The organism is Falsiroseomonas sp. RANM36, assembly GCF_056682175.1.
Genome location: NZ_JBWXTD010000002.1, coordinates 642,837 through 653,831 on the forward strand (window position 1 = coordinate 642,837; position 10,995 = coordinate 653,831).

Here is a 10,995-nt window from a genome sequence, read left to right on the forward strand (position 1 = left end):
GGGGGGGGGGGGGGGGGGGGGGGGGGGGGGGGGGGGGGGGGCGCCCCCCGGGGGGGGGCGCCCGCGGGGGGGGGGCCGCGCCGCTGCGTCGCCTATTCCGCTTCCACCGGCTCCGGCGCCGGGTGCTCCATCTCGTCCATCCACATCAGCATGTAGGCGGCGAAGGAGATCAGCAGGCTCATCCAGAGCTCGTGGTGGGTCGCCAGCGCGGCGAGCCCCGCGATGCCGCTGACGAAGAAGGCGAGCCAGGGGCGCGCATAGGCCTGGCGCAGGACAAAGGTGAAGGGCGCGAAGGTCAGATCGAGGATGGCCGACATGAAGTGCTCCGGGACGGCGGGCCGGCTTGCCGTGATGCGGCATCGCGGGGCGCGCGCCGCCACGCTCGGCCCGGCCGGGGCGGCCGGCAAGATGCCGCAAGGATTACGTCCCCGAATTCATCCGGCCGACACTAGGCGGGCAAGCTAGCCGCGCCGCGCGGTCATCAGGCGGCAATGCGCACGCCGAGCCGCCCCGCCAGGTCCTGCACGAACTGCCAGGCGACGCGGCCCGAGCGCGCGCCGCGCGTGACGGACCATTCCACCGCCGCGGCGCGCAGTTCCTCCGGCCCGATGGGCAGTCCGAAGGTCGCGGCATAGCCCTCGATCATCGCGAAGAAGGTGTCCTGGTCGCAATTGTGGAAGCCGATCCAGAGGCCGAAGCGGTCCGACAGCGAGACCTTCTCCTCCACCGCCTCCTGGCCGTGGATGGCGCCGCGCGATTCGTTCTCGATCATGTCGCGCGGCATCAGGTGGCGGCGGTTGGAGGTGGCGTAGAACAGCACATTCGCCGGCCGCCCCTCGATGCCGCCGTCCAGCACGCTCTTCAGCGCCTTGTAGTCGGCGTCCTCGCGCTCGAAGGAGAGGTCGTCGCAGAACACCAGGCAGCGCCGCTGCTGCCCGCGCAGGATGTTCAGCAGCTCGGGCAGGGTGCGGATGTCCTCCCGGTGGATCTCGATCAGCGCGAGGCTGCCCGGCGATTCCGCATTCGCCCCGGCATGCGCCGCCTTGACCAGCGAGGACTTGCCCATGCCCCGCGCGCCCCAGAGCATCGCGTTGTTCGCCGGCAGGCCGCGGGCGAAGCGCAGCGTGTTCTCCAGCAGGATTGTCTTCTGTTGCTCCACGCCCTTGAGCAGCAGGATGTCCACGGCGGCGATGCGCGGCACCGGCGCCAGCCGCGGCACCGGCAGGGGATGCCACACGAAGCCGTCCGCCGCGCCCAGATCGGGCTGCGGCGGCAGCGCCGGCGCCAGCCGCTCCAGCGCCTCCGCGATGCGGGTCAGCGCGGGCAGCAGCGCATGGTCGGGCAACGGACGGTCGGTCACGGCGGGGATCCGGCGGGCGGGTTGACGGCGGGGGGGCGGAAGCTAGGTTGCGCGCCGAACGCCCGCAACCCACCCGAACGAAACGGACGCCGGACCGCCATGTGGATCTCTCCCGCCTATGCCCAGGACGCCGCAGGCGGCACCGGGGCCGTGATCATGCAGCTGCTGCCGCTGATCCTGATCTTCGCCGTGTTCTACTTCCTGCTGATCCGCCCGCAGCAGAAGAAGATGAAGGAACACCGGGACATGCTGCAGAAGCTGAAGCGCAACGACCGGGTGATCACCGGCGGCGGCATCCTCGGCACCATCAGCAAGGTCCGCGACGACAGCGACGAGATCGAGGTGGAGATCGCCTCCGGCGTGCGCATCACGGTGCTGCGCGGCACGATCAGCAGCGTGGTCGCGCCGCCCTCCGCGGCGAACGACGCGAAGCCGGCCGACGCCGCCAAGGGCTGACCCGAACCCGGTCGGCCCGAGACGACGAAGGGGGAGGGGGCTCGCGCCCCGCTCCCCCTTTTTCGTGCCTGCCGCGTGCGCAGGCGAGGGGCTCAGCGCCCCCCGCGCGGTGCGTCAGGCGCTCTGGCCGCTCTTCATCCCGCCCTTCTGCAGCAGGTCGGCCACCACTTCCCAGTTCACCAGCTTGTCCAGGAAGTTCTGCAGGTAGTTCGGGCGGACGTTGCGGAAATCCAGGTAGTAGGCGTGCTCCCACACATCCACGCCGAGGATCGGCTGGCCTTCGCCGGTGGAGAGCGGGTTGGCGCCGTTCGGGGTCTTCGTGACCTTCAGCTTCCCGTCGCCGCCGATCACCAGCCACGCCCAGCCGGAGCCGAACTGCGTCGCGCCCGCCTGCTTGAAATCCTCCTTGAACTTCGCGAGGCCGCCGAGGTCGCTGTCGATCTTGGCCTTCAGCGCGCCGGGCAGGTCGTCGCCGCCCCCGCCGGGCTGCATCACCTGCCAGAACAGGATGTGGTTCCAGTGCTGGCCGGCCTGGTTCAGCACGGGCAGACCGTCTGCCCCGGCCTTGCCGGCCTCGGCGCAGATCTGCTCGAGCGACTTGCCGGCCAGGCCCTTGCTCTCGACCAGGCCGTTCAGGGCCGTGACATAGGCGTTGTGGTGCTTGCCGTGGTGCAGTTCCAGGGTCTCCTGGCACATGCCGTTGGCAGCGAGCGCATTGGTGGAATAGGGCAGCGGCGGCAGCGTGAAGGGCATGGTTGTCTCCCGATTGGCGCAATTGGTGGTCGCGCCGGAACGCGCGCCCAGGCCGCGAGTGACCTAGGCTTGGCCTGCGGGAGCGTCAACTGCGCTTGCCTCCCTCGCACGGCAGCTTCATCTGCCGCCGATGCCCGATTCCCCCGACGCGGACCTGGCCGGCTTCGTCCGCACCCATGATCCCGACCGATTCCTCTGCACGCTCTTCGCGCCGGCGGAGGCGCGCCCGGCGCTCTTCGCCCTGACCGCGTTCAATCACGAACTGGCGCGCGCGCGGGAGGCGGCGAGCAACCCCATCGCCGCGCAGATCCGCCTGCAATGGTGGCGCGACGCCGTGGAGGAGGCGGCGGGCGGACGACCGGCGCGCCGGCACGAGGTGGCGACGCCGCTGGCCGCGGCGATCGGCGCGGGCCTGCTCGACCCCGCCGCACTGCTCTCGATGGTCGAGGCGCGGGATGCCGAAACAGAGGAGGACGGCCTCGAGACCGAGCAGACATTCGTCGCCTGGCTGCGCGGCACGGCGGGCGGCTGGTCGGCCGCGGCGGGACGGGCGCTCGGCGCCGATGCGGAAGCCGCGGAGGTTCTGCGCGCGCTCGGTGCCGCCTACGGGCTCGCGGGCGTGCTGCGCAGCGTCGCCGCGCATGCGGCCCAGGGGCGCTGCCTGTTGCCGCGCGACCGGCTGGCGGCGGTGGGGCTCAGCGCAGAGGTGGTCGTGGCGACGCCACGCGCCCCGGCAGTCGGCGCGCTGGTGGCGGAGATGGCGGCGGAGGGGCTGGAGGCGCTGCGCGGCGCACGGCGCGACATCCCGCGCGCGGCGCTTGCGGCGGCGCTGCCGGCGGTGCTGGCGGCGCGCGACCTGCGAAGTCTGGCCGCGGGGCGTGAGGTGCCGGCGCCGCGCGGGATCGGGGACCGGCTGGCAGTGACCTGGTCCGGGTTGCGCGGCCGCGCCTGACGCAACGGCGCAGCAGCGCGCCTTGCGCCGCTGGTTTCGCCGTCTAGCATGTTGGCGACGGGGTGGGACTCGACATGTGCTGGTCTGAGACGGCGTCGGTGGGAATGGTGGCGCTCGGCGCCGGGGCGACGGTCTGGACGCTGCGCCGGGGCGATCCGCCGGCGGTGCCCGCCGCCACCGCCTGGTTCACGCTGATGGAGGGGCTGCAGGTCGCCGGCTACACGGTGGTGGATCAGTGCGGCAGCCCGGTGAACCAGGTGGTCACGGTGCTCTCCTACCTGCACATCGCCTTCCAGCCGCTGTTCATCAACGCCTTCGCCATGGCCCTGATCGCCGGCGGGGTCTCGGCCTGGATGCGGAGCGCCGTGCACGTCACGGGCGGCACCTCGGCCGCGGTGATGCTGCTGCAGCTCTATCCCTTCGAATGGGCCGGGACCTGCACCGCGGGCACGGCGCTCTGCGGTGCCGGGCTCTGCACCGTCTCGGGCGACTGGCACATCGCCTGGGACATCCCGTTCAACGCCCTGGTGCCGCCGATCCCCCTCTTCGCGGGCTCGGTCTGGACCTTCCCGAGCTACATGATCGCGGTCTTCATCGTGCCGCTGGCCTATGGCGCCTGGCGCTTCGTGCTGTTCCACGCGCTGCTTGGGCCGATCCTGGCCTCGCTGCTGACCGGCAACCCGAACGAGATCGCGGCCATCTGGTGCCTGTTCTCGATCGGGCTTGTCTCGGTCGGGGTGATCCCGGCGCTTCGGCGGGCGGTGTTCGGCGCGCCGCGGGCCGGGCCGTCGATTCCGGCTGCCTTCCGGGCGCCCGTCGGCTAGCATCGCCGCGCAACGCCTGGGAGGACGCCCCGATGCCGGGCCGCGATCTCTTCGAACGTCTCTACCCCCGCGCCGATGCCGCGCATCTGGACTGGCTGGCAAAGCGATCCGACGACCTCTTCGCGCGCTTCGCCGTGAAGCCGGGCAACCGGCTGAACTTCCTGCTGGCGCAGGTCGGCCACGAATCCGGCGGCCTGACCATCACCGAGGAGGCCCTGAACTACCGCGCCGAGCGGCTGGTCGAGGTCTGGCCCAGCCGCTTCGCCAGCATCGCCGAGGCCGCGCCCTTCGCCGGCAACCCGCAGAAACTCGCCAACCAGGTCTATGGCGGCCGCATGGGCAACGGCCCGCCGGGCTCCGGCGACGGCTTCCGCTTCCGTGGCCGCGGCTACATCCAGATCACCGGCCGTGACGCCTATCGCGCGATCGGCGCCGAGATCGGGCTCGATCTCGAGGCGCGTCCCGAGCTGGCGGCCGAGCCGGAGCACGCGCTGCTCGTCACCTGCGGCTTCTGGCAATGGAAGGGGCTGAACGAGATCTGCGACAGCGGCGACTACGCCGCGGCGACACGGCGGATCAATGGCGGCCTCAACGGCTTTCCTGACCGGAAGATGTGGCTCGACAAGGTGCTGCGCGCCTTCGCCGAGCCCGGCGCGCGGGAGGAGCGGATCTCGGCGGCCGATGCGATCGCCCTGCAGCGCGCGCTGCAACGCGCCGGCTTCCCCGAGATCGGCGCGGCGGATGGCGTGGTCGGCGAGCGGACCCTCGCGGCCGTCGCGCGCTATCGCCAGAAGGTCGGGCTGCCGCCCGGCGGCATCGACAAGGCGCTGAAGCAGTCGCTCGGCATCGCGTGAGGCCGGCGGCCGCCGGCGCCGTCAGGGCGGCCAGACCAGCAGCAGCAGCGGCACCGATAGGCAGAGCACCAGCACCTCCAGCGGCAGGCCGAGCCGCCAGTAGTCGCCGAAGCGGAAGCCGCCCGGCCCGAGCACCAGCGTGTTGTTCTGGTGCCCGATCGGGGTCAGGAAGGCCGAGGCGCCGCCGATCGCGACCGCCATCAGGAAGGGATCGGCGCTGACGCCGAGCCGCGCCGCCGCCTCCGCCGCGATCGGGCACATCACCGCGACGGTCGCGGCGTTGTTCATCGCGTCCGACAGCGTCATGGACAGCAGCAGCACCAGCGCCAGCGCGAGCACGACGCTGCCGCCCGCCAGGTGATCCAGCAGCAGCCGCGCCAGGAGATCGGCCGCGCCGGTACTCGCCATCGCGCCGGCCACCGGCAGCAGCGCCGCCAGCAGCACGACGATGGACCAGTCCACCTGGTCATAGAGCCGCCGGATCGGCACGACGCTCAGCAGCACCAGCGCCAGCACGCCGAAGGCGAAGGCGAAGGCGGCGGGGAAGGGGGCGAAGGCCGCGAGCAGGACCGTGCCGGCCATGACCGAGGCCGCGGTCAGGGCCTGGCCGGCATCGGGGATGCGCAGCGCACGCTCGGCGAGCGGCACGCAGCCCTGCGCCGCGGCGAAATCGGACAGCGCCGCGGCCTCCCCCTGCATCAGCAGCACGTCGCCCTCGGTCAGCCGCATCTGGCCGAGCCGCGCGACGGAGCGCCGGCCCTGGCGGGAGACGGCGAGCAGGTTCACGCCGTAGCGCCGCCGCAGCCCGAGGCCGGCGGCGGAGCGCCCGGCCAGCGCCGAACCCGGCAGGATCGCGAGTTCCAGCAGCTCGACCTCGCCCGAGCGGATCGCCCGGCGTCCCTGCGGCGCTTCCGGCTCCTCGGTCCGGCGGTCCTCGACCAGCACGAGATCGAGCGTGCCCAGCGCCTCCGCCAGGCTGTCGGGTTCCACCTCGATGACCAGGATGTCCTCGGCCGCCACCTCGCGGAACGGGCTGGGCGCCGGCACGGCGCGCTCGCCGCGCACCAGGCCGATCACCTGCGCATCCGCCGCGGCAAGCTGGGCGTTCACCTCCCGCAGCGCCATGCCGACGGCCTTGCTCTCGGGCGGGACGCGCGCCTCGGTCAGGTAGGCGCCGGTCTCGAAGCTCTCGGTCCCGCCGGCCTCCCCCGCCGGGGCCCCGCCCCCCCGCCCGGGGGCCGACACTCGGCCCCCCCCCCCCCCCCCCCCCCCCCCCCCCCCCCCCCCCCCCCCCCCCCCCCCCCCCCCCCCGCCGCGAGCACGACGAAGGCCGCCCCGAAGACCGCGACCGTCAGCCCGACCGGCGTGAAGTCGAACAGGCCGAAGCCCTCGCCCTGCGTCCGCTCGCGGAAGCCCGAGACGATGAGATTGGAGGGCGTGCCGATCAGCGTCGTCATGCCGCCGAGGATCGAGCCGAAGGCGAGCGGCATCAGGATCCGCCCCGGCGGCAGGCCGAGATGGCGCGCGCGCTGCACCGCGAGCGGCATCAGCAGCGCCAGCGCGCCGACATTGTTCATGAAGCCCGAGAGCGTTGCCGCCAGGCCGACCAGCGCGGCGGTGGTCAGCATCGGCCCGGCTTCGCGCGGCATCACATGGCGGGCCAGCGCATCCACCGCGCCTGTGGATTGCAGCGCGCCGCTCAGCACCAGCACGCAGGCGACGGTGACGACGGCGGGGTGGCCGAGGCCGGCGAAGGCTTCGCCACCCGGCACCAGGCCGAGCGCGACGCAGGCGACCAGCGCCAGCATCGCCACCACATCGTGCCGCCAGCGCCCCCAGAGGAACAGCGCGATGGTCGCGACGAGCACGCCGATGACGAGGCCCTGCTCGGCGGTCATGGCCGCCGGTCCTCGCGCCGTGGCGTCAAGCCCGCTTCCGCCGCCGCGCCGGCTCGGGTGCGGCCAGCGCGCCGTCGCGCGCCAGGATCGGCGCCAGGAAGCGGCCGGTGTGGCTTTCCTTCACCGCGGCCACCTGTTCCGGCGTGCCGGCGGCGACGATGCGCCCGCCGCCCTCGCCGCCCTCCGGGCCGAGGTCGAGGATCCAGTCGGCGGTCTTGATGACTTCGAGGTTGTGCTCGATCACCACGACCGTGTTGCCCTGCTTCACCAGCGCGTGAAGCACTTCCAGCAGTTTCCGGACGTCCTCGAAATGCAGGCCGGTGGTGGGCTCGTCGAGGATGTAGAGCGTCCGGCCCGTCGCACGACGGGACAGTTCCTTCGACAGCTTGATGCGCTGCGCCTCGCCGCCGGAGAGCGTCGTCGCCTGCTGGCCGAGATGGATGTAGCCGAGGCCCACGTCGCGAAGCACCACCAGCTTGTCGCGGATCGCCGGCACGGCGGAGAAGAACTCCACCGCCTCGTCCACCGTCATGTCCAGCACGTCGGCGATGGACTTGCCGCGAAACTTCACTTCCAGCGTCTCGCGGTTGTAGCGCTTGCCCTTGCAGGTGTCGCAGGTGACGTAGACGTCGGGCAGGAAGTGCATCTCGATCTTCAGCACGCCGTCGCCCTGGCAGGCCTCGCAGCGGCCGCCCTTGACGTTGAAGCTGAAGCGGCCGGGCGCGTAGCCGCGCGCGCGGGAATCCGGCAGTTCCGCGAACCAGTCGCGGATCGGGCCGAACAGGCCGGTGTAGGTCGCGGGATTGCTGCGCGGCGTGCGGCCGATCGGCGACTGGTCGATGTCGATGATCTTGTCGAGATGCTCAAGCCCCTCGATCCGCTCATGCGGCGCCGGCACCTCGCCGCTGCCCATCAGCCGGCGCGACGCGGCCTTGAACAGCGTCTCGATCACCAGCGTGGACTTGCCGCCGCCGGACACGCCCGCGACACAGCAGAAGGTGCCGAGCGGGATTTCTCCCGAGATGTCCTTCAGGTTGTTTCCCCTGGCGCCGACGACGCGCAGCATGCGCTTCGGGTCGATCTTCCGCCTTGCCTCCGGCATCGGGATACGGCGGATGCCGGCCAGGTACTGGCCGGTGATGCTGGCGGGATTGCGCTCGACCTCCGCCGGCGTGCCCTGCGCGATGATGCGCCCGCCGCCCTTGCCGGCGGCGGGGCCGATATCCACGAGGTGGTCGGCGCTGCGGATCGCGTCCTCGTCATGCTCGACCACCAGCACGGTGTTGCCGAGGTCGCGCAGCCGCCGCAGCGTCGCCAGCAGGCGTTCGTTGTCGCGCTGGTGCAGGCCGATGGAGGGCTCGTCCAGCACATACAGCACGCCGGTGAGCCCGCTGCCGATCTGGGACGCCAGGCGGATGCGCTGCGATTCCCCGCCCGACAGCGTCGCAGAGGAGCGGCCGAGCGAGAGGTAGTCGAGGCCCACATCGTTCAGGAACTGCAGTCGTTCCTCGATCTCGCGCAGGATGCGGCGCGCGATCTCGGCGCGCTGCGGCGTCAGGGTCGGCATGACGCCGGCGAACCAGTCCCGCGCGCGGCGGATCGAAAGCTCGTTGACCTCGCCGATATGGCTGCCGGCGACCTTCACGCTGAGCGCCTCGGGCTTCAGGCGATGGCCGTTGCAGGCGGGGCAGGGGCGCTCGGCCTGGTAGCGCGAGAGCTCCTCGCGGGTCCAGGGATTGTCGGTCTCGCGGAAGCGGCGCTCCAGGTTCGGGATCACGCCCTCGAAGGGCTTCTTGACGTCGTAGCCGCGCAGCCCGTCCTTGTAGCGCAGCGTGACGACTTCCGACCCGGTGCCGTTCAGCACGACGTTCCGAAAGACCTTGGGAAGATCCTGCCAGGGCGTCGTCATCGAGATCTTGTAATGCCGCGCCAGGCTCTCGAGCGTCTGGTCGTAATAGGGCGAGGAGGCGCCGGCCCAGGGCTGCACCGCGCCGTCCTTCAGGCTGCGCGCATCGTCCGGCACGACCAGCATCGGGTCGAAGAAGGCCTGGGTGCCGAGGCCGTCGCACGTAGGACAAGCGCCCTGGGGGCTGTTGAAGCTGAACAGCCGCGGCTCGATCTCCTCGATCGAGAAGCCGGAGACCGGGCAGGCGAATTTCTGGCTGAACACCGTCCGGTCGTTGGTGTCCGCGTTGTCCGCATAGGCGATGCCGTCGGCCAGGCCGAGCGCCGTCTCCAGGCTGTCCGCCAGGCGCGACTGCACGCCCTCCCGCACGACGATCCGGTCCACCACGATCTCGATGTCGTGCTTGAATTTTTTGTCGAGTTTGGGTGGCTCCGACAGCAGATGCAGCGCGCCATTCACCTTCACGCGCTCGAAGCCGCGGCGCTGCCACTCGGCGAATTCCTTGCGGTACTCGCCCTTCTTGCCCCGCACCACGGGTGCCAGCAGCAGCCGCCGCGTGCCTTCCTCCATCGCCATGATGCGGTCCACCATCTGGCTGACCGTCTGCGCCTCGATCGGCAGGCCCGTGGCCGGGCTGTACGGAACGCCGACGCGCGCCCAGAGCAGGCGCATGTAGTCGTGGATCTCGGTCACCGTGCCGACGGTGGAGCGCGGATTGTGGCTGGTGGTCTTCTGCTCGATGGAGATCGCCGGCGACAGGCCCTCGATGGAATCCACGTCGGGCTTCTGCATCAGCTGCAGGAACTGCCGAGCGTAGGCGCTGAGCGATTCCACGTAGCGCCGCTGGCCCTCGGCATAGATCGTGTCGAAGGCGAGCGACGACTTCCCCGACCCGGACAGACCCGTGACGACGGTCAGCGTGTCGCGCGGGATGTCGAGGTCGAGGTTCTTGAGGTTGTGCTCGCGCGCGCCTCGAATGCGGATGAAGCCGCTCATGGATCACCGTCGGGCCAGAAGGGCGGGGCACAGGCGCCGCCACACCCCGCGACAGGGCATGACGTTCGCATTGTGTTCTAGGGGTAATAGGCCCATATAGATGGGCTGGAAAGAGGTTTGGCCAGAGGGGGCGCGCCAGGGGGCGCAACCCGCATGGCTGGCCTGCAAACCGCGGCCGGGATAGGCTTCCGGCCGAAAAGCGTAAGGGATTCCGACCGATGGCCGGAGTGAACAAGGTGATCCTGCTGGGCCGGCTGGGCCGCGACCCGGAGGTGCGCAACTTCCAGAATGGCGGCCGCGTGGTGAACCTCCGCCTCGCCACCTCCGAGCGCTACAAGGACCGCGAGGGCAACATGCAGGAGCGCACCGAGTGGCACTCGGTCGCGATCTTCAACGAGAAGCTCGGCGAGATCGCGGAGAAATACCTGCGCAAGGGCTCCGAGGTGTATCTCGAGGGCCAGCTCGAGACCCGTAAGTGGCAGGACCAGTCGGGCCAGGACCGCTACACGACCGAGATCGTGCTGCGGCAGTATCGCGGCGAACTCGCGCTGGTCGGCGGCCGCGGCGGCGGCGGGGCCGACCCGGGGGAGCCCTCGGAGAGTGGGGGCGGCTATGGCGGCGGGCGGTCCTCGGGCTCGGGTGAGCGCGGCGGCGGCGGCTGGGACCGCGGCGGCGGTGGTGGTGGCGGCTCGCGTTCGGGCGGCGGCGGGCGCGCGCCGGCGAAGTCCGACCTCGACGACGACATCCCGTTCTGAGCCGACGGGCACGGCCCCCCGCGGGTTTGTGCCGAGGGCGCCGCGGCCCTATATGAACCACGGATTTCGACCCGCCGCGGCAGGCCGGAGTCGAGGCGCTGAGACGGGCCGGCCCGATGCCGGCCGCACCGGTAAGCCGGGGGCCGTGATGGCCGCTTTGGCGGGCCGGCAAGGCCCCCCCCCCGCGCCCCCCGCCCCCCCCCCCGCGCAACGCCCCCGCCCCCGGGTGCCCGCCCCGCGG

The 10,995-nt window shown here is 71.8% G+C and carries 11 protein-coding genes; 5 read left to right on the plus strand and 6 right to left on the minus strand.

Annotated features, from left to right (window positions below):
• Positions 1–92: 92 nt before the first annotated feature.
• Both AC1MIR_RS03945 and AC1MIR_RS03950 read right to left on the minus strand, forming a co-directional pair.
• A complete protein-coding gene (locus AC1MIR_RS03945; RefSeq protein ID WP_480026876.1) occupies positions 93–317 on the minus strand; it encodes a hypothetical protein in 225 nt (74 codons plus the stop codon).
• 164 nt (positions 318–481) lie between these two features.
• Positions 482–1,360, minus strand: coding sequence for an ATP-binding protein (locus AC1MIR_RS03950; RefSeq protein WP_480026877.1), 879 nt, complete (start codon positions 1,358–1,360; stop codon positions 482–484).
• 99 nt (positions 1,361–1,459) lie between these two features.
• On the opposite strand from AC1MIR_RS03950, the gene yajC reads away from it, so the two are divergent.
• Positions 1,460–1,816 carry a preprotein translocase subunit YajC gene (yajC, locus tag AC1MIR_RS03955; RefSeq protein ID WP_480026878.1) on the plus strand — a complete coding sequence of 119 codons (357 nt, stop codon included), beginning with the start codon at positions 1,460–1,462 and terminating at the stop codon, positions 1,814–1,816.
• Positions 1,817–1,930: 114 nt separating this feature from the next.
• On the opposite strand, the gene AC1MIR_RS03960 is transcribed toward yajC, so the two are convergent.
• Positions 1,931–2,569: a superoxide dismutase gene (locus AC1MIR_RS03960; RefSeq protein WP_480026879.1), complete on the minus strand. Its 639-nt coding sequence runs from the start codon at positions 2,567–2,569 to the stop codon at positions 1,931–1,933.
• Positions 2,570–2,699: 130 nt separating this feature from the next.
• Between AC1MIR_RS03960 and AC1MIR_RS03965 the strand changes: the two genes are divergently transcribed.
• From AC1MIR_RS03965 to AC1MIR_RS03975, 3 genes are all read left to right on the plus strand, one after another.
• Positions 2,700–3,521, plus strand: coding sequence for a squalene/phytoene synthase family protein (locus AC1MIR_RS03965; protein ID WP_480026880.1), 822 nt, complete (start codon positions 2,700–2,702; stop codon positions 3,519–3,521).
• A 104-nt stretch (positions 3,522–3,625) separates the two neighbouring features.
• Positions 3,626–4,345 (plus strand): DUF5765 domain-containing protein, encoded by a 720-nt coding sequence (locus tag AC1MIR_RS03970; protein WP_480026881.1) that lies wholly within the window; start codon positions 3,626–3,628, stop codon positions 4,343–4,345.
• 32 nt (positions 4,346–4,377) lie between these two features.
• Entirely contained in the window at positions 4,378–5,199 is an 822-nt protein-coding gene (locus AC1MIR_RS03975) for a peptidoglycan-binding protein (RefSeq protein ID WP_480026882.1), read from the plus strand.
• Positions 5,200–5,220: 21 nt separating this feature from the next.
• Here AC1MIR_RS03975 and AC1MIR_RS03980 read toward each other — a convergent pair whose 3' ends face one another.
• The 3 genes from AC1MIR_RS03980 to uvrA are packed head-to-tail and all read right to left on the minus strand — an operon-like array spanning position 5,221 to position 9,999.
• Positions 5,221–6,444, minus strand: coding sequence for an SLC13 family permease (locus AC1MIR_RS03980; protein ID WP_480026883.1), 1,224 nt, complete (start codon positions 6,442–6,444; stop codon positions 5,221–5,223).
• Entirely contained in the window at positions 6,363–7,097 is a 735-nt protein-coding gene (locus tag AC1MIR_RS03985) for an SLC13 family permease (protein WP_480026884.1), read from the minus strand. The genes AC1MIR_RS03980 and AC1MIR_RS03985 overlap by 82 nt, the downstream gene beginning before the upstream one ends.
• A gap of 25 nt (positions 7,098–7,122) precedes the next feature.
• Complete coding sequence (gene uvrA, locus AC1MIR_RS03990) at positions 7,123–9,999, minus strand: excinuclease ABC subunit UvrA (RefSeq protein WP_480026885.1); 2,877 nt, start codon at positions 9,997–9,999, stop codon at positions 7,123–7,125.
• 218 nt (positions 10,000–10,217) lie between these two features.
• On the opposite strand from uvrA, the gene ssb reads away from it, so the two are divergent.
• On the plus strand, positions 10,218–10,754 hold the full coding sequence (ssb, locus tag AC1MIR_RS03995; RefSeq protein WP_480026886.1) for a single-stranded DNA-binding protein: 537 nt from the start codon (positions 10,218–10,220) through the stop codon (positions 10,752–10,754).
• Positions 10,755–10,995: the final 241 nt, after the last annotated feature.

Coding starts and splice junctions, on each gene's coding strand:
- AC1MIR_RS03960 (WP_480026879.1), bottom strand. CDS start 2,569: ATGCCCTTCACGCTGCCGCCGCTGCCCTATTCCACCAATGCGCTCGCT.
- AC1MIR_RS03970 (WP_480026881.1), top strand. CDS start 3,626: ATGGTGGCGCTCGGCGCCGGGGCGACGGTCTGGACGCTGCGCCGGGGC.
- AC1MIR_RS03985 (WP_480026884.1), bottom strand. CDS start 7,097: ATGACCGCCGAGCAGGGCCTCGTCATCGGCGTGCTCGTCGCGACCATC.
- ssb (WP_480026886.1), top strand. CDS start 10,218: ATGGCCGGAGTGAACAAGGTGATCCTGCTGGGCCGGCTGGGCCGCGAC.
- uvrA (WP_480026885.1), bottom strand. CDS start 9,999: ATGAGCGGCTTCATCCGCATTCGAGGCGCGCGCGAGCACAACCTCAAG.
- AC1MIR_RS03965 (WP_480026880.1), top strand. CDS start 2,700: ATGCCCGATTCCCCCGACGCGGACCTGGCCGGCTTCGTCCGCACCCAT.
- AC1MIR_RS03945 (WP_480026876.1), bottom strand. CDS start 317: ATGTCGGCCATCCTCGATCTGACCTTCGCGCCCTTCACCTTTGTCCTG.
- yajC (WP_480026878.1), top strand. CDS start 1,460: ATGTGGATCTCTCCCGCCTATGCCCAGGACGCCGCAGGCGGCACCGGG.
- AC1MIR_RS03975 (WP_480026882.1), top strand. CDS start 4,378: ATGCCGGGCCGCGATCTCTTCGAACGTCTCTACCCCCGCGCCGATGCC.